The following is a 19969-nucleotide window of genomic DNA, read 5'->3' as shown; positions in this document are numbered from 1 at the left end:
ATACACCCTGATAGTAGCCGACCTTATCCCATCACCAACAACACCGCGATCATTGGCAATATAAAATTGATCGACCGTCAAACCAGAATTCGACAAGGAATCTACTACAGAGACAGATATCACTATCGGCGGATCAAGCTCCCCTTTCCTGCCTCCTGTATCGATATGTATGTAATCGCTACTCGAATCATCACCGTCGAATACATCCCCGGCTTCACCCACGACGATTTCGCCGCCATCCACCTTGATGGAAGAGTTGTCCCAGTAGTCTGTTCCTATCCAATTTCCCGCGACACCCTCACCCCACTCATTGATATCAAGGATTCCATCATTGTCGTCATCGATGTCCAAGCTATCTGCGATTCCGTCACCATCAGTATCAATCTGGCTATCCCGATAATCCAGGTCGGAACCGGGGGGCGAAGCGTCGCTGCCGTCGGCCGCAACGTCGTTGTCGCTGTCAGAGAGCGCAAAGTTGCCGTCAACAAGGTTGTCATCGTTGGCATCATAGCCATCGTTGGCATTCGTTCCCTCGAAGATATCCAGCAGGCCATCATGATCGGTGTCGGTAGCATCCGTGATGGCCCAGGCGCCATCATCGCGTTCGGCAATATCCGGCATGCCATCGTTGTCGGAGTCGCGATCGAGATAGTCTGCCGTGCTGTCGCCATCGGTATCGACCGGCGTCAGCCCCTTGCTGGCCGTAGCGGAGGTATTGCTGGTGTCCTTGTCGTAGGCGTCATCGAGTCCGTCCTTGTCGACATCGGTGCCTGAAGGCTTTATGTAATCCAGGGTCGTCTGCGCCTCGACATTGTCGGTGATGCCATCATTATCACTGTCGATATCCAGGTGATCGGCGATATTGTCACGGTCGGTGTCCTTCGCCACACCACCGATACCAATCCTGACACATGACCCTACATTGGCAGCCACATTGTAGTCAGGATGCCACCCCATGCTCAGGGTCACCGTTTTTACATCAACGACCCTTACTGACCACGACAGTCCGTACAGGTTCCCCAATCCTCTCATGCTGAATGTGAGCGAGTTGAGATAAACCCCCTGAGCGACATTCAGGACATTGTTGGGATCGTAGACCACGATATAGGCACCGGGGCTCGATACGGTAAGCTGGTCATACCTATCAAACTGTCTGCTACTAGGTACGTTCTTGCTGTCGATGACGAAGTCCACAAAGGTATCTGTTGCAAGACTGACCGTTGCAACATTATCCGCGGAATAGTCAAAGTTTACCGCTCCGGCTTCTTGACCATAGCTGAGGCTACCCTCGGTGGTATTTGAGGTCACCTCTACCTTTGTGCCGTTAAAGTCAAGATCCGGTATCTTGTCGTTGGCGATATCGGTCGTGTCGATTTGTTCTTGTACAGAGGTATCTTTTCCTTCGGTAACATCAATGATGCCGTCGTTATCCTGATCGATATCAACCGTATCGATGATACCATCGCCGTCACGATCCAAGACAGCATTTTCCCGATAGTCAAAATCGACAACAAGTGGTTGTGCTCCGTCGCCATCCGCCGGCAGATCGTCGTCGGAATCAGCCAGCGTAAAACCATTCTCCGTGACATTTTCATCGTTTGCATCATAGCCATCGTTGGCGTTCGTTCCCTCGAAGATATCCAACAGGCCATCATGATCGGTGTCGGTCGCATCCGTAATGGAAGAGGCCCCATCATCACGCTCGGCGATATCCAACTTACCATCGTCGTCGGAGTCACGATCGAGGTAGTCTGCCGTGGTGTCCCTATCGGTATCGACCGGCGTCAGCCCCTTGCTGGCCGTAGCGGAGGTATTGCTGGTGTCCTTGTCGTAGGCGTCATCGAGTCCGTCCTTGTCGACATCGGTGCCAGAAGGTTTTATATAATCCTGGGTCGTCTGCGCCTCGACGTTATCGGTGATGCCATCGTTGTCGCTGTCGATATCCTTGTCATCGCAGATACCATCACCATCGGTATCCTTTGAAATATATTGAAACGCCACCCGGTCCATGGCGTAGTCACCGTTTCCTCCGTCCCCGTCCTGATCAACCACCATTACGATGCCATAGTTGCCGGCCTTGCTCAGATCAAACACACCGCTAAACGTCTTGAAAATACCGCTTCCAGGAAGATCGCCGATAAGGCCGTACGCAAGCGTCTTGACGCGCTTCCCAGCATCAAAATCCCAGATAAATACATTATATCTATCCGAACCACGCGAATACGTTTTTGAGAGATCGAAGCTGTATCGATAGTCACCTGCCGCCAACTCCTTGCCGAACTTGTAGACAAGTGACTCGCTGTGGTCCGCTGCATTTACCAAACTATGATTCCCACCGTTCTCACCAGGGCTGATCTCATCAAAAAGCCCCCCGCTCAGCGATGAGTTTTTTGCACTATTAACCCAACTAGGCTTTGAAGTATTGTTATCAACAAGGTCTGAGCCGCTGAAATACCAACCGGAGGAATCCCCTCCGGAAAATCCGCCATTCTCCACCAGGTTTGGTCGACTAAAGTCATACTCGTTATCGTCGATAATCCCATCGTTATCATCATCGATATCGACGCTATTATCGATGCCATCACCATCCGGGTCGAGGCGAGCGCTATCACGATAGTCAAAGTCAGCTACGTTCGGCACCGCGTCTGAGCCATCCGCGCTGACGTCGTTGTCACTATCGGAAAGGGTAAAGTTCCCGTCCTTGATCAGCTCGTCGTTGGCGTCATAGCCATCATTGGCATCCGCTCCCTCGAAGATGTCGAGCAGACCGTCACCATCGGTATCGGTTTCACTTGTGATGGACCATGCCCCGGCGTCGCGCTCGGCGATATCCTGCTTGCCGTCGTCGTCGGAATCGCTGTCGAGGTAGTCTGTCGTGCTGTCGCCATCGGTATCGACCGGCGCCAGGCCCTTGCTGGCCGTAGCGGAGGCATTGGCGGTGGCAGCATCGTAGGCGTCATCCAGGCCATCCTTGTCCTTGTCGATACCGCTGGGCGCCACATACCCCTTGGAGGACTGGGCCTCGATGTTGTCGGTGATACCATCGTTGTCGCTATCCAGGTCAGCAGAATCAGCGACGCCGTCTCCGTCACTGTCGATCCTGCCGAAGAATGCGACTTCTGTCACGGCAATCCCTGAACCGCCTCCCGCCCTACCTTTAATATTGAAAAACTGAATACTAGCCACGCCGTGGATATCTTTTGGTATATCCATATGAAGTGGCCAACCTGCCGCCCCTTCCGGAACAGAGTTAGTGGCAGCATATCGAGTGGTTGAATAGATCAAGTCCCCTGAAGAATTATAAAACCTGATCTCGCCTATCGACCCAATCGATTGTGAATCATTGAGTATACTTCCCGCATTGTTCCACAGATCGATCCCATAGATGCGATCGATGGGTGTGTCAAAGTTGAACGTAAAATCGCTGATTTGCTCTACAGTGGACGAGATAAAGTAAGTTTTGGTATTCCCGTCTACCAGGCGATCCAGAGGAGCCGAAGAAGCCCCGCCGCTCGTCACTCCATTGCAGGTTATTTTCTGTGACCCACCTTCCACTGAATCGAGAATACCGTCCCCGTCATCATCGATGTCGTCGACATCCAGGACGCCATCTCCATCGATGTCGGAGCCCCCGGCAGCACGCTCCCGCCCGCCCTTCTGGGCTTCCACGTGCTGCAGGGCGCTCATCAATACATCATGGCCTGCATCATGATCCGCGGAGCCCGTATCTGTCGTTGCGACTGCGGCGTCAGCCGCTTGCTTGACGTTATCGACGGTGGCGGTACTGGCAGCATCCAGCAACACCCGGGCTTCGAGTTCGCGAATCAACAAGTCGTCCTTGATCATGTCGGATCTCCCTCTTTGAATTCGGGCTAACCGTCACCTGGACGTGTCAGGTTTCAATGACTGCGACGCCTATGACCCCCACTCACGCACCAGCACCTGGGCCACGCGGCGTGCCATGCTGGCTGCCAGGCTCGACGGTTGCCCCTCCAGGTGAAGCTCCCCGCGAAGCTCGGTGAGCGGCGACGATTGGTCCTGGTCAGAGACTGCCAACAGTTCGAATAGCGCACCTTCCGGTACGGAGCGTTGGTCATCGGGCCGTGCCGCTATAGGCCCGCCGTGGTCTGACGCCAACATCCACTGATCGACGTAGCGGGAAGCGGCGGCGGCGATTCGCTCGACGTGCATGGGGGTCTGCGGCCAGAGACGCTCGTCATCGACAAAAAAACAAGGCTGACCGAGCGCCAGCAATCCCAGATCATCGCTGCTGACGTAGCCACGGGCGGATAGCCGATCCGTACTGGCTACTAACGCCAGACGAAGGTCTGTGCCGACCCAGCGGCCCGGATGCAGGTAGTCGGCAAGCTCAACCACCGTGCCGTCCATGGGGGCGATGACGTCGAGCCGACGACGTTGATCGGTGAGTCCTGCGAGCTGCTGGCGTTGCATGTCCCGTTCGCTCTCCAGCACCAGACTCTGGGACAGGTCCGTGTTGTCGGCACTTCGTCGGTCCAGGCGTCTATCCACCAGATTCAGATGTTCCTGCACCGTTCTTTCCCGCTGTTGCAACGCTGGCACTTCGAGCCTGACCAGTACCTGCCCCCGCTCGACGACATCGCCGACGCGGACCAGCACCTGCTCGACCCTGGCGGCGCGATGGGCAAACACCGGAACCTGTTGACTGGCACCGAACACCACCGGCACCGTGATTCGATGAGGCAGAGGCAAGGCAACGAAGGCAGCGATGCCGGCGGCCACCGCCAGGGTCATCAGCACCCGCCGGCCGGCCTCCCTGCGTCTTTTCCACCAGACCGTCAGCTCACGCAGTATCGGCATGACAATGAACCATAGAATTTCCACGCTGAAGAGAAAGACGCCCAGTACCTTGAAAAAGAGGTGGTAGACCACCAGGGCAATCCCAAGAAACAGAAAGAAGCGATACACCCATACCGCCAGGGCATAGCCGATCAATACCCGGCGCTTGGCACGACTCAGCGCTTCCGGCGGCGTATCGCCAAAACCGAAAAGCCCTTCCCTCAACCACCAGCGCCCCATGGCAAAGCCCCGCTCCTGCAGGTTGACAATGCCGAGCAGGTCACTGAACAGGTAGTAGCCATCGAAGCGCATCAGGGGATTGAGGTTCACCGCCAGGCTCAGCACCCAACCGGTGGTGGCAAGCGCGAAGGCCACGAAGCGCAGTGCGCCATCCGGTAGAAAAACCCAGGCCAGAGTGGCATAGACAGCGATGACCAGTTCCACCGCCACCCCGGCCAGATCGATCAGCACACGTTTGCGCCGCCGGGGCAGCCGCCAGGCATCGGTGGTGTCGGTAAACAGCACCGGCATCATCACGATCAGCGCCACCCCCATGCTCGACACACGAACCCCAAAGTGGGTCGCACAGAAGCCGTGGCCAAGCTCATGCAGCGTCTTCACCAGCACCAAACTCAGGGAAAACGCGACCACGCCGGAAACGCTGAACATCGCCGGCAAGGTGGTGAAGAAGCTCTCCCACTGGCGAGAAACAAGGTAGAGGCCAATGACACCCAGGATCGCCGTAAAGAGCCAAAAGCCTCGATGAAAGAAGATGGCGACCAGCGGTAGGCAGCGCTTCAACCCTCGCCCTGGATACACCAGGGGGATACGCACGAACAAGTAGTGATGAAGCAGCCACTTCCACCAGGATGGCCGGCTGGCCTCACGATATCGCCGAGCCTTGTCGAAGCTGCGGCCTTCGCTGGCCTCGAGCAGGTCGTTGTGATCCAGAAATTGCTGGATCTGGCGAATATCCTCTTCGCTGATGTCGACGTGTCCGCGAGCATCAAGACGTCGTCTCAAAGCCTCCACCGTCCCCGCCGACCAGCAGGCGAGAATATCGACGACCCTGGCATCAATCTCGAAAAACCGTCCGGCCAGTGGGTCATGAATCTTCCAGCGAGCGGCCTTGCCTGGTTCTGCCCCACCTTCGATCAGCTCGAGCTCCTGACGAAGCGACCCAAGCAGCTCCTGCTCTGCTGAATCGGACGTGTCCTGCATTGCCCTGGCCACGGCCTAGACGCCTGTCAACTGTCTGAAGGTGACGATCGGGCGCCGGAACAGATAGTAGAACAGTGATACCGGCTCACCATGGATTCGCGCCGTGCCTCTGAGACCCAGCCGCGGCATGTCTTCGCTCGGCGTTTCCGGTATCGCCATCACCTTGAAATTGGCGATACTGCTGGCGTTCTTTTCGGCCTTGTAGGCGGCCCGTGCCACGACCGCCGACACCGGTTCGAGGGGTGCTGCATCAAGAAACACATCCACCGAGGCTCCACGTTCGAGGGTGACGGCGTCGGCGGCCGCCACTTCGAGCCGGAAAGCAATATCCGCCGGGTCCGCTACCTGCATCACGGCTTCACCCACCCGCACGGGACGCCCTACCCAATCCTGAGGGTCGCCATAGAGGGCGACCCCGCTGCGCTCGGCGCGAACTACCGCCTTGTCAAGCAGGTCATGGGCATAATCTCGCTCGGCTTCGGCAACTCTCAGCTCGCTGCGAGCGATGGCGAGCTCGCGCTTGGCCTCACTGCTTGCGATGGCAGCCTGCTGCAGCCTCAGCGCCTTGGACTGGGCCACCTGAACCTTGCGCTGGGCAACTTCGAAGTCATTACGTAGTTCCACGTCCACCAGCTGCACCAGCGGATCACCCAGCGCCACCCGTGCGCCGGGAGCGACCAGGATGCGGTCGACGACGCCCGCCATCGGTGCCGCCACGACAAACGGCTCACTGGCGACCACCTCAGCGGGCGCCCTCGACGTCAGCGGTACCTGCACCAGTGCCAAGGCTGCCCCCAGGCCCAGCACCGTAGCCAGCGCCAGTCCGCGCGCGCCCCGTGCATGCCCAAGAGACACACGGCGTCGACCTCGGATCGCGCTGGCGCCGTGACCGTAGGCCTGGGCAAGACGACTGGCCAGGGCCAGGTGCGGTGTTTCCCAGGCACGCTCGCGAGTCAGTAACCAACCGGCGCCGATGGGCCGGTCGCCGTGGCTTAATGGTATCCACAGCCCATGGCGCATGGCGGGTATGCCTTCGTCCTCCAGGACGTTGGCAAGATCCAGCAAGCGCGGCTGCGTCTCGTCCCGGTGTTCACGCCAGTCGCTCCCTACCAGATGCTGGTAGGCAAGCACCTGAGCACTGTCATGAGGCACCCGCGCGAGTCCTCCCACCGCCTTGACTCGCCAGCGATTTCTGCCCGACAGGCAAAACACCAGTGACTGGCGAGCCTGGAGCAGGCTCTGCCCCTCATTGGCCAGGTGGCACCACAGCTGGTCGAGGCTGTCACAGTGGCGCAAGGCGCCTTCGATACGAATCAGCCGCTCGCCACCTGCCCCCACCTCCGAGCCACTCGCTCTGGCCTGACCCTCCGCCACCGGGTGTTGCGCCTCGGTAGTAGACTGGCGCTCAATCGCCACACTCGTCATGAGGAGGTCACTCCACAGCGCCTGCCCTCACCGTCCCCGCTAGAGAGCCAGGTCGCGGTGCCGCTCATCCCGGGAAGAACCCGTGCCGGTGCCTTGTCCACTCGGCTGATCACCTTGACGGTCTGGCTGACGGGATCGACGGCAGCCGAGATGCGGGACACTTCTGCGTCAAGCCTGTCGCCGGTCTCGTCCACCTCGAAGCCGAAGGCGCTACCCCGGGTCATCCAACTCAACCAGCAGGAAGGCACCACCATATGCAATTCCAGTGCGCCGTCACTCACCACCTGGATCAGCGGAGCGTTGGCTTCCGGCGTCTCGTTGGGGCGTACCATGGGCTCAACCACTCGCCCGGCAAAAGGCGCCTTGATCTGACAATCCTTGCGTTGCTCCTGGATGGCGGCCACCCGGGCCCGCTGCTCACGCAGCTTGAAACGTGCAATGTCGGCATCCGCCTGTCCGGTGGCGCCCATCTGCAACAGTTCGTTCTGCATGGCGGCGTTACGGGATTCCGCTGCGGCCTTAGCCTCCGTCGCACGCAACTCGGCGTCGAGTCCGGCGCAGTCGAAGCCGACCAGTACCTCATCGGCATCGAAGTGGTCGCCTTCCTTGAACGGCACCTCAAGCACTCTGGCCGATAGACGACTCGAGAGTATCGCCTCGTGCTCGGCCCTCAGGATGCCTCTGGCCTCGCCCATGTCGCTGGCCTGGGCAGCCCCCGACAGCAGCACTGCCAGCACGAGTCCCGGCCAGAGCGTGCGAGTCGACTGGCCACACTGCCCCGCCCCCAGGCTTCTGCTGTTCATCCCGTGCGCCCTCATGGCGATGCCACCACGTCAATGGCCAAGGCATCGCCACGCTGCGCCCACAGAGCACGCAGATCATCGGCAAGCTCCAGGACGCTTTCGTTGCTGCTCATGCCGGCATCCACGGCGTCGATGCCGGTGGCCGTATAGACATTGGCGTAGGCCCCCTGGAGGTCCGACAGCGCCTGATCCATCCGCACCTCGGCCAGCAGGGTATTCATCTGTTCGCGAATCAGGGTCTGCTCGCTGACGTGCCTGGCACGATAGCCGGCTTCCACCTGATGCTCGATCGCTCGCTGCACCTCAAGGAAACGCTTGGCCGTGCCGAGTTCTCCACGTCGCAGTTCATAGCGTGCTCGGGTCACCGATACCTGAGTCGCCACCGCCATGGTCAATGCCAGGCTCCGTGCATCGAGCAGATCGCTCTGGGCGTCGATACGATCCTGACGGGCCGGCAGACTGAACACCTTCAGCAGGTTCCAGCTGGCGCGAGCGCCATAGCTGACCCAGTCACTGTTGTAGAGAAAGTCGTCGTCGCTATAGTTGGCTCCGACGAAGAGTTTGAGACTCGGCAAGGTTTCCAGAATCGCTGTGGTGCCCTCGCGCTCGTTGTTGCGCAATTGGTAGGCGACTTCGCGCAGCTCCGGGCGATTCATCACCGCCAGCTTCAACATGGTGTCGTAGGAAAGGTCGATCCCTTTCCAGGCCAGGTCACGCGGCGGCAACACCAGTTGGTAGGGTTGCTCGGGCGGAAGGTTCATCAGCGCTGCCAACTGCTGCTTGGACACCCGCAGTTCCCGCGTCAGTGACTCGAGGTCGCGGCGAATGGTCAGCAGTTCACGTTCATAGCTAAGCGCAGGAAGCGGCGCCGTCAAAGCGCTGTGCTGCTGCCGGTGGGCCTGATCCAGCGCCCTTCGTGTGCTCTCCTCGAGCTCTCGAGTTTTGGCCAACAGACGTTCTGCGCTGACCGCTCGCCAGTAGGCGGCGCGTACATCCTCGATGATGCGCTGGATGACCTTGCGCTTGCTTTCCTCGGCCAGCATGACGCTGTCGGCCCTCTGCTGAGCCCGCACATAGGACAGGCCAAAATCGAGTACGTCCCAGCTCATGGTAAGGTCGGTCGCCAACTGGTTGCGTTCGCTGGATGACGAAGGTTCCAGCGACTCCTGACCACTCAACAGAGAAATACTGGAGCTGCCCGGTTCATTGTCGCGTCCGGTAAAGTTGAGGTTGCCGACCACCTTGGGAAGCAAATCGTAGTGCGCCAGATCGAGCTCCTTGGTGCGCAGGGCTTGCTCCATCACTTCCACCCGATAGTCCAGGTTGTACTTGATGGCGCGGGCCATTGCCGAATAGAGATCGATTGGGGCAATAACGGGTTCCTGACTGGCCGTGACCCTCGCCAACAGGTCGTCGGCGCGTTGTTCATTGGCCTGTTGCGACATCGGTTGAGGGGTGACAGCGCAGCCGGATAGCACCAGCGCCGTTGCGACGCCGACCCAGGTCTTTCCATATTGCTTTCCGAAGCACGAGGCCCTCTGGCCTGCCACTCCACACTTTTTATCGACCATCCCTGTGCCCCCTGCCGAAATTACCTCAGCCTTCAAGAGTGACGAGTCTTGCCTGCTGGTTGCGCACCTGCCTACCGGCCGCCACCGACAGGCGCCCAACATTGCAACAGCGCACAAACGTCGAGAAAGCGAGCGTATAACTTATGTTACTTCGTGTAATCAACTATCCAGACAGCTGGACAATGGGTCAATATGAAAACCCGAAGAGCGCAAAGGTTGGCCCAGTTTCTTGACCTTGATCACAGTCGTTACCGACAACTTTCGATAGTGCACAGAGTGGAAACTGGAGCGAGAAAGGCCCTCCTTTGTTACACCTTTCATGCTTCTTTTCATTGGCTGGGTACGGATATACACGCAGCAGGTAGCGCGAGAAAGACATGACCGAGCTGCATGCCATCGGATGCAAAACCCTCGCTTAACGGGACAAGCGCCACCAGCTAGCATCGTGAATTTCCAAGCCATCTAGAGCGAAATCGTCGGTACGCGACAGCCAGGATCAGTCAGGAATGCCTGGAGAAAACGTCAGGACACGAATGTAGGGATCAACCAGGAAAACAAAGCGGGATCAAAGACAGGAAATGGGAATAGACACGGGGGTCTTCGCAACCACTGAGCGACATGGCACCTCCATACCGGGTCCAGCAGCTGCTTGCCTGTCTGTCGTCGTACAAGGGGGGATAGCGCCTGACGGGCACAGGCCTGCAGGCGCTTGTCAGAGGTAAAGGCGATCAGGCCTCGAGGAAGTCTCGCGGCAGCTTCATCATCTGGCGCCACAGTTTTTCGACACCGGGCTTGTGCACCAGTGAACAGCGATACAGGCGGATCTCCAGGGGGACGTCCCATTGCTCGCCACCGGCGCGCACCACCGCCCCGCTCTTCAGCTCCTGCCTGAGGCAGAAATCGGGTATCCAGGCCATGCCCACGCCCTGCATGACCATGGCCTTGAGCCCCTCGGCCATGGCGGTCTCGTAGACGGTACGCAAGCGCATGCGCAACGGGTCATTCTTCAACAGCATGCGCACGCTACGCCCGAGAAAGGCGCCCTGGGTGTAGGCCAGGTACGGCAGGGAGTCGTCACCGTCCAGAGGGAAGCGCGGCGCCCCCTGCTCATCAGGCAGGCTCACCGGTATCATCTTGACCCGCCCGATGGAAAAGGAGGGAAAGACTTCCCCGTCAAGCTGCATGCTGGCGTAGGGGTCGTAGTAGGCCAGCATCAGGTCGCAGTTGCCTTCGCGCAGCACATGGATGGCCTCCCCCACGTTCATCGCCACCAGCCGCGTCGGCAACTCCCCGAGCCCCTTCTGCAGCCGCGAGATCCATTGAGGGAAGAAGCTCAGCGCCAGCGAATGGGCTGCCACCACGTCCAGCGCCTCGTTGGCCATGGCCAGGCCGCGCAGATGGCCGAGGGACTCGTTGAGCTGCTCGACGATATTGCGAGCGGTCACCAGAAACAGCTGCCCCTGAGGGGTCAGGTCGATGGGTGTGGTCGAGCGATCCACCAGGGTGACGCCCACCGCCTGTTCGAGTGAGCGAATACGGCGACTGAAGGCCGGCTGGGTGACGTGGCGCTGGCGTGCGGAGGCCGAGAAGCTGCGGGTGTTGGACAGCGCAACGAAGTCCTCGAGCCATTTCGTTTCTAGATTCACCAGCACTCCTTGTCAAGACACCAACCACACGGGACGCCATCGCCTTGAACGTGACCGAAGGGGCCACATCAGACCGCCCGATAAAACGGCTAAATGTACCGGAAAGCGCCCACCTTCCCAAGGGAATACTGACGCTTTATTGCTCCGCTACGCTGCGCGCCACTGTGCCGGACATTGACCAGCCTCCAGGAGAAGCCATGATCTTTTCGCCTCGGGGATGGCAAGGCAGCGGCGGCGACTGCACAGACTACTGCACAGGCGCCAGCAGGTAGGCGGCCCGGGACACCAGCTTGCGCCACAGCGGACGCGAGCGCAGCTCGTCGAGGCTGACCTCGCGGCAGTTGGCGAAGTCCTGTTCCAGCATGGCCTCCACCTCCAGGGCGAACGCCTGATGTGGCACCAGGGCGGTGATCTCGAAGTTCAATCGGAAGGAGCGGTTGTCCAGATTGACAGTACCGACACTGGCGGCGCTGTCATCGATCAGCATGACCTTCTGATGGAGAAATCCCGGCTGATAGCGATAGACCTTGACCCCGGCGCGGATCATGTCCGGCAGGAAGGCGAAGGCCGACAGGAACACCAGCAGATGGTCGGGACGTTCCGGCATCATGATGCGCACATCCACCCCGCGCATGGCGGCCAGGCGCAGTGCATCCTGGACGCCTTCATCGGGAACGAAGTACGGACTGGTCACCCACAGACGCTGATGGGCGCTGTGGATCAGGTGCTGGACCAGCAGGCTCGCGGTCTCCTGGGGATCCGCCGGGCCCGAGGGAACGATCACCACATGGCGCCCGTTGCCTTCATCGAGCGTGGACTGATCCACCTGGGGCGCCCAGGACAGACTCAGCATGGTGCCGGTGGCCCAGTGCCAGTCCTCCCAGAAGGCTTCCTGCAGCCCCAGCACACTGGGCCCGACCAGCTTCAGATGGGTATCGCGCCAGGGTCCGTGGCGAGGATCCTTTCCCAGATACTCCACCCCCACGTTGAAACCACCGAGCCAGCCTTCGCAACCGTCCACTACCAGGATCTTGCGATGGTTGCGGAAATTGAGCTGGAAACGGTGACGCCATCCGCGCGAGGAGTGAAAGGCGCTGACGTGTATGCCCGCCTCGCGCAGCTCGCCCAGATAGCCGTCGCCTAGCTGCCGGCTACCGATCTCGTCGTACAGGAAGTAGACCCGCACCTGACGCCGTGCCGCCCGCACCAGATGTTCCTGCAGCCGACGACCAAGTTCATCATTACGCACGATGAAGAACTGAATGAGGATATAAGAGCGGGCCGCATCGATACCGGCAAACAGGCTGTCGAAGGTCTGATCGCCATCGACCAGCAGCTCCGTCGAGTTGGCGCGGGTCAGCGGCATCATGGCAAGCTTTTCGACCGCCTTGACGTCAGCGTCGGTGGCCCCCACCAGATAGGAATCGAAGCGATCTCGATAGCGCAACAACACGCGCCGCAGCAGCGTATCGCGCTGGCCGCGCGCCGACACATAGCCGTAGAAGCGTGGTCGGCCGAAGACCCAGTAGGCCGGCAACGCCAGATACGGCATGGCGACCAGCGAAATGATCCAGGCGATCGCCCCCTGAGAGGTTCGACTCGACATCAGCGCGAGCACGGCGGAGATGGCCCCGCCCAGGTGAATCAGAAAGATGGCCAGGCCAAGTAGCCATGAGGTCATCGAAGGTCTCCATCCGTGTGACACCGCACCACATCGGCCGGGGCGCACTTGCTAGCGTTATTGCGGACTCCAGCATACCCGTAACGCAGGCGGCCCCGCCAGATGACGGGGCCGCCTATCGTGTCTCGCCGTGCACCGGGGCGAGACATGGCATGGGGAGATCAGACGCTCTCGGCGATGATTTCCTTCCACTTGGCCGGACCGGTCTGGTGCACCGATGAACCCTGGCTATCCACCGCCACGGTCACCGGCATGTCCTCCACCTCGAACTCGTAGATGGCTTCCATGCCCAGGTCCTCGAAACCGACAACCCTGGAGGCCTTGATCGCCTGGGACACCAGGTAGGCCGCACCACCCACCGCCATCAGGTACACCGCCTGGTTGTCACGGATGGCCTCGATCGCGATCTGACCACGCTCGGCCTTGCCGACCATGCCCAACAGGCCGGTCTGCTCGAGCATGGTGCGGGTGAACTTGTCCATGCGCGTGGCGGTGGTCGGTCCGGCCGGCCCCACCACTTCGTCACCGACCGGATCGACCGGCCCCACGTAGTAGATGAAGCGCCCTTTCAGATCCACCGGCAGCGACTCGCCCTTGGCCAGCATGTCGACCATGCGCTTGTGCGCCGCGTCGCGACCGGTCAAGAGCTTGCCGTTGAGCAACAGGGTATCGCCCGGCTGCCAGGTCTTCACCTCTTCCGGGGTGACCTCATCGAGATTGACGCGCTTGACGTTGCCACCGGCTTCACGGGTGATCTCCGGCCAATCCTCGAGCTTGGGCGCCTTGAGCGCCGCCGGGCCACTGCCGTCCAGGGTAAAGTGGGCATGACGGGTCGCCGCGCAGTTGGGGATGATCGCCACCGGCTTGTTGGCGGCGTGGGTCGGGTAATCCTTGACCTTGATGTCGAGCACCGTGGTCAGGCCACCCAGCCCCTGGGCACCGATGCCGCTGCGGTTGACCTTGTCGAACAGCTCCAGGCGCAGCTCCTCGGCGCGATTGGCAGCGCCCCTGGCCTGAAGGTCCTGGATGTCGATCGGATCGAGCAGGGCTTCCTTGGCCAGCTCCATGGCCTTCTCGGCGGTTCCGCCGATGCCGATGCCGAGCATGCCGGGCGGACACCAGCCAGCGCCCATCTTGGGGAGCTGTTCCATGACCCAGTCGACCACCGAGTCGGAGGGATTGAGCATGGCGAACTTGGACTTGGCCTCGCTGCCGCCGCCCTTGGCCGCCACGTGAACCTCGACGGTGTCGCCAGGCACCAGCTTGTGGTGGATCACCGCTGGAGTGTTGTCCTTGGTGTTCTGACGCTTGCCGTCGGGGTCGGCCAGCACCGAGGCGCGCAGCACGTTGTCCGGGAAGTTGTAGGCCCGGCGCACCCCTTCGTTGATCATGTCATCGAGGCTCATGTCGGCCTCGAAGCGCACGTTCATGCCCACATGGACGAAGACCGTGACGATGCCGGTATCCTGGCAGATGGGACGATGGCCGGTGGCACACATCCGCGAATTGATCAGGATCTGGGCGATGGCATCCTTCGCCGCCGGATTCTCCTCCCGCTCGTAGGCGGCCGCCATGGCGTCGATAAAGTCCTTGGGGTGGTAGTAGGAGATGTACTGCAGGGCATCGGCGACACTCGTGATGAGGTCGTCCTGGCGAATCACGGTCATGGCAGACTCCTTGGCTGGGTCGATACGCCCGCTCTCTTGGCGTCCCGTAGGCGACATGGCGGGCTTGCGAGGGCCCGTAGTGTAGCGCATTACGCCACGGCTCGGCAGCCGTCTGTGCCGGTTCGTTTAACGCGCTGTTGACCCGGCGTTTGCTTGCCGGCTGGCGGAGATCCCGCCTCACTCTAGAGAACGAGCCTGCGCTGCGCCAATTGAACAAGATGCACCAGCCAGGGCAGCCAGGCGGAAGATCAGGCCAATCGGCAAGATAACGGTATAAGGCTCGAATAAAGACACCAAGAGCGCGGTCACGGCAGGACGGGCTGACAGATTCGCCCGCCCCGCTTACGCTGCCTCCTCTATACCGCTCCGAGCGCCAGCTGACGCTCTCTGAGCTCCTGCAGGCGATCGCGCAGACTCGCCGCTTCTTCGAACTCCAGATTGGCGGCAGCCTCGCTCATGGCGTCCTCGAGGCGCGTCATCTCCTTGCGCAGCTCCTCCGGGGACAGGCTGGCGGGATCGTAGACCGCTTCCGGTTCGGCCACCTTGCGCTCGCCCTTGCGTCCACGAGTCTTGCGGCTTCCCGGTGCCTGGGCGGCTTCGAGGATATCCGCCACCGAGCGGGTCACCGTCTGCGGCGTGATGCCGTGTTCTTCGTTGTGTGCCGTCTGCTTGGCGCGGCGCCGCTCGGTCTCGTCGATGGTCTTGCGCATCGAGTCGGTGATGCGGTCGCCGTAGAGGATCGCCTTGCCGTTGGCGTTACGCGCGGCCCGCCCCACCGTCTGAATCAGCGAACGTTCGGCGCGCAGGAAACCTTCCTTGTCGGCGTCGAGGATCGCCACCAGCGACACCTCGGGGATATCCAGGCCCTCGCGCAGCAGGTTGATACCGACCAGCACATCGAACTTGCCCAGGCGCAGGTCGCGGATGATCTCGACCCGCTCCACCGTGTCGATGTCCGAGTGCAGGTAGCGCACCTTGACGTCGTGTTCGTCCAGATACTCGGTCAGGTCTTCCGCCATGCGCTTGGTCAGGGTGGTGACAAGCACCCGCTCGCCCACGGCGGTGCGCAAACGGATCTCCGACAGCAGGTCATCCACCTGGGTCGAGGCCGGACGCACCTCGATCTCGGGGTCCAGCAGGCCGGTGGGACGTACCACCTGCTCCACCACCTGGCCGGCGTGCTCGGCCTCGTAGGGACCCGGCGTGGCCGAGACGAAGATGGTCTGGGGCGAGATCCGCTCCCACTCCTCGAACTTCATCGGACGGTTGTCCAGGGCCGACGGCAGGCGGAAACCGTACTCGACCAGGGTCTCCTTGCGCGAGCGGTCGCCGCGGTACATGCCGCCCACCTGGGGCACACTGACGTGGGACTCGTCGATGAACAGCAGCGCGTCGGCGGGCAGGTAGTCGAAGAAGGTGGGGGGCGGCTCGCCGGGGTTGCGTCCGGACAGGTAGCGCGAGTAGTTCTCGATACCGTTGCAGTAGCCCAGCTCCAGCATCATTTCGATATCGTAGAGGGTACGCTGCTCCAGCCGCTGGGCCTCGACCAGACGGTCTTCCTTGCGCAGGAAGGTCAGTCGCTCGACCAGCTCCTCCTTGATCCGATCCACCGCCGCCAGGATGGTCTCCCGCGGGGTCACGTAGTGGCTCTTGGGATAGATGGTCATGCGCGGCACCTTGCCGCGCACCTCGCCGGTCAGCGGATCGAACAGGCTGATGGTGTCGATCTCGTCGTCGAACAGCTCCACCCTGACCGCCTCATCCTCGGCGTCGGCAGGGAAGATGTCGATGACGTCGCCACGCACCCGATAGGTGCCGCGCTTGAAGTCCATGTCGTTGCGGGTGTACTGCAGTTCCGCCAGACGACGCAGAAAGCCGCGCTGATCGATCAGTTCGCCGCGGGTGAAGTGCAGGCGCATCTTCAGATACTGGTCCGGATCACCCAGGCCGTAGATCGCCGACACCGACACCACGATCAGCGCATCGCGACGCTCCAGCAGGGCCTTGGTCGCCGACAGTCGCATCTGCTCGATATGGTCATTGATCGAGGCGTCCTTCTCGATGAAGGTGTCCGACGAGGGCACATAGGCCTCGGGCTGGTAGTAGTCGTAGTAGGAGACGAAGTACTCCACGGCGTTGTCCGGGAAGAACGCCTTGAACTCCCCGTACAACTGGGCCGCCAGGGTCTTGTTCGGCGCCATGACGATGGTCGGCCGCTGCAGCCGCTCGACGATGTTGGCCATGGTGAAGGTCTTGCCCGAGCCGGTCACCCCGAGCAGGGTCTGGTGGGCCAGACCCGAATCGAGCCCGCCGACCAGGCTTTCGATAGCGCTCGGCTGGTCACCGGCAGGCTGGAACTTCGACGACAGACGAAAGGACTTGCTCATCATGACTCCTGCTGGGGGACACCACCCAGATCGGGGCGGCTGGCGCCGACTTCAAGTCTCGCGCACGCTCGCCGACGTCAGGTTTGGGCCGTTGGCGCCAGCGTTCGCGTGGTGATTTCCACCGTGGAAGTGGTCATCAAGCGGTGGATCGGGCACTTGTGGCTGATCTCCTCCAGCCTTGCCAGCCGCTCGGGATCCTCGATGCCGTGGAAGGTCATCGCCACATCGAGCCGATAGACGCCCTTGCGCTCGTCGCGCTCGTCTCTGGTGACCTTGACGCTGACGCCATCCAGCGGCCACTCCTTGCGCTGCGCGTACATGCGCGAGGTGATCGCCTTGCACGCCCCCAGCGACAGATCGAAGTAGTCGTGTGGGTCCGGCGCCAGGCCGTCGCCGCCGAAGGCGGTGGGCACATCGACCAGCAGGTCGTCGAAGCTTTCGATGCTGACCCGCTGGCGCAGCTTGCCATCCTTCTCGGTAGTAATCTCGATACTCATCATTTCACCTCGATGCCGAGCTTGAGCCGCTTGATCGCCTCGATCAGGGCCTCGCGACGCGCGCGCCCTTCCACCTCGGCGCCATGGCGGCCGACCTCCACGCTGTCGACGCCGTCGAGCATCATCAAGGCGGTGGTGATCTGGTTGACCTGGTCGGCGTTATCGACGCCCTGGAAGGTCAGGGATTGCTGGGACATGAGGCGCGCCTCCTTGGCGGGTAAAGCGGAAGGACCGAAGATCGTAACGCAAGCTTGAAACTGGTGGAAAAGCTTAGCACGACACCCCGTGCGGGTTCTTCTGCCCGTACCTTGCAAAAGGGGCGTCTCACCCTCACATTGCTGACAGGCGCAAACTTCACCTTTTTTCGATACGCGCGACAGGATTGCTCATGACGGATTGGATCACCGCCCACGGCGGCCGCTTGACCGGCTCGGACCAGGTCGACTTCGACACCCCCGACGCGGCCCGCCTTGCCCTGGACAGCACCGTGGCCACCCCGCTGGTCCATCTCGGCGCGCTGGACGTGGTCGGCCCCGACGCTGAGCGCTTTCTGCAGGGCCAGACCAGTGCCCAGCTCGCCCACGCCAACGGCCACTTCGCCCCGCTGACCTGCTTCTGCACCCCCAAGGGCCGCATGCTTGCCAACGGCCAGCTGATGAAGGTCGACGACGAACGCTTCAGGATCGTGCTGCATCGCAGTCTGGTGGCCCCGCTGGCCCAGCACCTGGGCAAGTTCGCCGCCTTCTACAAGGCCGAGCTGACGGCTCGCGATGACCTGGCGCTGATCGGCCTGATCGGCCAGGAAGCACCCGCCCTGACCGAGGTCGACTGCGACCTGACACCGCCCGATCCCTGGCGCCAGGCGAGCCACGGCGAGACCCTGGTGCTCGGCCAGCCTGGCCCTCGCCCCCGCTACCTGATCATGCTGCCGGAAGACCAGGCAGAGGCCTTGTTCTCGCGCCTGATCGAGCAGTGTCAGCCGGTGGGCAACCAGGTATGGCGGCTGGCGGATATCCAGGCGGGGCTGTGTTTCATCGACGCCGATCAGCAGGATGCCTACCTGCCCCAGATGCTCAACTGGGAGGCGCTGGCAGGCATCAGTTTCAAGAAAGGCTGCTACACCGGGCAGGAAGTGGTGGCTCGCGCCCACTTCCGCGGCCAGGTCAAGAAGCGCCTGTATCGCGCCCAGCTAGAGGGGACTCGACTGCCGCCGCTGGGCAGCGAGGTGATCGACGAAAGCGGCAAGCGCCAGGGCGAGGTGGTGGCAAGCGCCCTCGATGCCTATGGGCAGGCCGAGGTACTGGCGGTGCTGAATACCCGCGCCGATGAGGCCGCACTCAGCTGCGAGGATCAACGTCTGAAGCTTCTGCAGCTGCCCTACGCCATCGATCGCCTCGACCCCGAGAGTCTGGTCTGACACCGCTGACGCCTGGGCATTTCGACCCGGGCGATATTCCTGCCGTCGCCGTGGTCAGGGTGCCGGCAGGCCGAACAGCCGGCGGGCGTTGTCACTTGAGTTCAGCGCCACGGTTTGCGGTGTCTGCCCTCTGATGTCGGCCACGTGGCGACACACCTCGGCCACCAGGGCAGGTTCATTGCGCTCGCCCTGGTGGCCGGACAACGGCATGTCAGGGCTATCCGTCTCCAGCACGAAGGCGTCATCGGGCAGCGACGCCACCGCCCGGCGCACCCTCCTGGCCCGGGGATAGGTCACCGCCCCGCCGAGCCCCAGCGTAAACCCCAGATCGACAAAGCGGCTCGCCTGCTCCGGAGAGCCGGCGAAGGCATGGATGAGGCCCCCTGCGGGGAGGCCCAACTGGGCCAGACGCTTGGCGACGTCGTCGTTGGCACGCACACAGTGAATCACTACCGGCAGGCGCAGATCCCGCGCCAGCCTGAGCTGGGCATCGAACAAGTGCCATTGGCGATCGAGGGTGTCGCCAAAACGCGCATCGATCCCACACTCCCCCAGGGCGACGCAGCGAGGGTGGGCCTTCAACGCCTGGCCCAGCGCGCTGATGTCGTCATCCTCGCCATCCAGCCGATGATGCTCCAGAAACACCGGATGCAGACCGAGACAGGCGTGCAACCCCGTCTGCTCGGCCAGGCCCAGGGTGCCCTGCCAGGCGTCACGGTGGGTACCAGCGACCACCAGCTGTTCGACGCCCGCCCGCCTGGCCCTGGACAGGACCGCGTCGCGATCGGCGTCGAAGTCGGCAAAGTCGAGGTGGCAGTGAGCGTCGATCAGCATCA

General features: G+C 61.5%; 14 protein-coding genes. 3 read left to right on the top strand and 11 right to left on the bottom strand.

Going from position 1 to position 19969, the window contains the following annotated elements:
- Positions 1 to 165: 165 nt before the first annotated feature.
- Both C6W88_RS21710 and C6W88_RS21705 read left to right on the top strand, forming a co-directional pair.
- Positions 166 to 774 (top strand): hypothetical protein, encoded by a 609-nt coding sequence (locus tag C6W88_RS21710; protein WP_181248678.1) that lies wholly within the window; start codon positions 166 to 168, stop codon positions 772 to 774.
- 606 nt (positions 775 to 1380) lie between these two features.
- Positions 1381 to 1983: a hypothetical protein gene (locus C6W88_RS21705; protein WP_181248679.1), complete on the top strand. Its 603-nt coding sequence runs from the start codon at positions 1381 to 1383 to the stop codon at positions 1981 to 1983.
- A gap of 1932 nt (positions 1984 to 3915) precedes the next feature.
- Here the strand turns inward: C6W88_RS21705 and C6W88_RS18945 are convergent.
- The 10 genes from C6W88_RS18945 to C6W88_RS18900 form a co-directional block, all read right to left on the bottom strand.
- Positions 3916 to 6039, bottom strand: coding sequence for a site-2 protease family protein (locus tag C6W88_RS18945; protein WP_108133594.1), 2124 nt, complete (start codon positions 6037 to 6039; stop codon positions 3916 to 3918).
- 15 nt (positions 6040 to 6054) lie between these two features.
- A complete protein-coding gene (locus tag C6W88_RS18940; RefSeq protein ID WP_108133593.1) occupies positions 6055 to 7464 on the bottom strand; it encodes an efflux RND transporter periplasmic adaptor subunit in 1410 nt (469 codons plus the stop codon).
- A complete protein-coding gene (locus C6W88_RS18935; protein WP_181248680.1) occupies positions 7461 to 8267 on the bottom strand; it encodes an efflux RND transporter periplasmic adaptor subunit in 807 nt (268 codons plus the stop codon). Before C6W88_RS18935 ends, C6W88_RS18940 begins: the two co-directional genes overlap by 4 nt.
- Positions 8268 to 8278: 11 nt before the next feature.
- Positions 8279 to 9613, bottom strand: a complete 1335-nt coding sequence (locus C6W88_RS18930) for a TolC family protein (protein ID WP_197037156.1) — start codon at positions 9611 to 9613, stop codon at positions 8279 to 8281.
- A gap of 953 nt (positions 9614 to 10566) precedes the next feature.
- Positions 10567 to 11484, bottom strand: a complete 918-nt coding sequence (locus C6W88_RS18925; RefSeq protein WP_108133590.1) for a LysR substrate-binding domain-containing protein — start codon at positions 11482 to 11484, stop codon at positions 10567 to 10569.
- Positions 11485 to 11731: 247 nt separating this feature from the next.
- Positions 11732 to 13165 carry a cardiolipin synthase gene (gene cls / locus C6W88_RS18920; protein WP_108133589.1) on the bottom strand — a complete coding sequence of 478 codons (1434 nt, stop codon included), beginning with the start codon at positions 13163 to 13165 and terminating at the stop codon, positions 11732 to 11734.
- Positions 13166 to 13326: 161 nt separating this feature from the next.
- Positions 13327 to 14832, bottom strand: a complete 1506-nt coding sequence (locus tag C6W88_RS18915) for a fumarate hydratase (protein ID WP_045991456.1) — start codon at positions 14830 to 14832, stop codon at positions 13327 to 13329.
- 356 nt (positions 14833 to 15188) lie between these two features.
- On the bottom strand, positions 15189 to 17219 hold the full coding sequence (gene uvrB, locus C6W88_RS18910) for an excinuclease ABC subunit UvrB (protein WP_108133588.1): 2031 nt from the start codon (positions 17217 to 17219) through the stop codon (positions 15189 to 15191).
- A gap of 77 nt (positions 17220 to 17296) precedes the next feature.
- A complete protein-coding gene (locus tag C6W88_RS18905; RefSeq protein ID WP_108133637.1) occupies positions 17297 to 17716 on the bottom strand; it encodes an OsmC family protein in 420 nt (139 codons plus the stop codon).
- Positions 17716 to 17913: a hypothetical protein gene (locus C6W88_RS18900; RefSeq protein WP_045991458.1), complete on the bottom strand. Its 198-nt coding sequence runs from the start codon at positions 17911 to 17913 to the stop codon at positions 17716 to 17718. The genes C6W88_RS18905 and C6W88_RS18900 overlap by 1 nt, the downstream gene beginning before the upstream one ends.
- A gap of 191 nt (positions 17914 to 18104) precedes the next feature.
- Here C6W88_RS18900 and ygfZ point away from each other — a divergent pair, with 191 nt between their 5' ends.
- Positions 18105 to 19133, top strand: a complete 1029-nt coding sequence (gene ygfZ, locus C6W88_RS18895) for a CAF17-like 4Fe-4S cluster assembly/insertion protein YgfZ (RefSeq protein ID WP_108133587.1) — start codon at positions 18105 to 18107, stop codon at positions 19131 to 19133.
- Between the two features lie 54 nt (positions 19134 to 19187).
- Here the strand turns inward: ygfZ and C6W88_RS18890 are convergent, their stop codons facing one another.
- Positions 19188 to 19967, bottom strand: a complete 780-nt coding sequence (locus tag C6W88_RS18890) for a TatD family hydrolase (RefSeq protein ID WP_108133586.1) — start codon at positions 19965 to 19967, stop codon at positions 19188 to 19190.
- Positions 19968 to 19969 lie beyond the last annotated feature (2 nt).

The organism is Halomonas litopenaei, from assembly GCF_003045775.1.
Classification (GTDB): Bacteria; Pseudomonadota; Gammaproteobacteria; order Pseudomonadales; family Halomonadaceae; genus Halomonas; species Halomonas litopenaei.
The sequence above is the reverse complement of the archived record's forward strand: the minus strand, read 5'-3'. Positions and strand labels throughout refer to the sequence as shown.

Excerpts from the sequence above, each read along its gene's own strand:
- C6W88_RS18915 (WP_045991456.1), bottom strand. The coding sequence starts at position 14,832 with ATGACCGTGATTCGCCAGGACGACCTCATCACGAGTGTCGCCGATGCC.
- C6W88_RS18905 (WP_108133637.1), bottom strand. The coding sequence starts at position 17,716 with ATGAGTATCGAGATTACTACCGAGAAGGATGGCAAGCTGCGCCAGCGG.
- ygfZ (WP_108133587.1), top strand. The coding sequence starts at position 18,105 with ATGACGGATTGGATCACCGCCCACGGCGGCCGCTTGACCGGCTCGGAC.
- uvrB (WP_108133588.1), bottom strand. The coding sequence starts at position 17,219 with ATGAGCAAGTCCTTTCGTCTGTCGTCGAAGTTCCAGCCTGCCGGTGAC.
- cls (WP_108133589.1), bottom strand. The coding sequence starts at position 13,165 with ATGACCTCATGGCTACTTGGCCTGGCCATCTTTCTGATTCACCTGGGC.
- C6W88_RS18890 (WP_108133586.1), bottom strand. The coding sequence starts at position 19,967 with ATGCTGATCGACGCTCACTGCCACCTCGACTTTGCCGACTTCGACGCC.
- C6W88_RS18935 (WP_181248680.1), bottom strand. The coding sequence starts at position 8,267 with ATGAACAGCAGAAGCCTGGGGGCGGGGCAGTGTGGCCAGTCGACTCGC.
- C6W88_RS21710 (WP_181248678.1), top strand. The coding sequence starts at position 166 with ATGTATGTAATCGCTACTCGAATCATCACCGTCGAATACATCCCCGGC.
- C6W88_RS18930 (WP_197037156.1), bottom strand. The coding sequence starts at position 9,613 with ATGGCCCGCGCCATCAAGTACAACCTGGACTATCGGGTGGAAGTGATG.
- C6W88_RS18940 (WP_108133593.1), bottom strand. The coding sequence starts at position 7,464 with ATGACGAGTGTGGCGATTGAGCGCCAGTCTACTACCGAGGCGCAACAC.
- C6W88_RS18945 (WP_108133594.1), bottom strand. The coding sequence starts at position 6,039 with ATGCAGGACACGTCCGATTCAGCAGAGCAGGAGCTGCTTGGGTCGCTT.
- C6W88_RS18900 (WP_045991458.1), bottom strand. The coding sequence starts at position 17,913 with ATGTCCCAGCAATCCCTGACCTTCCAGGGCGTCGATAACGCCGACCAG.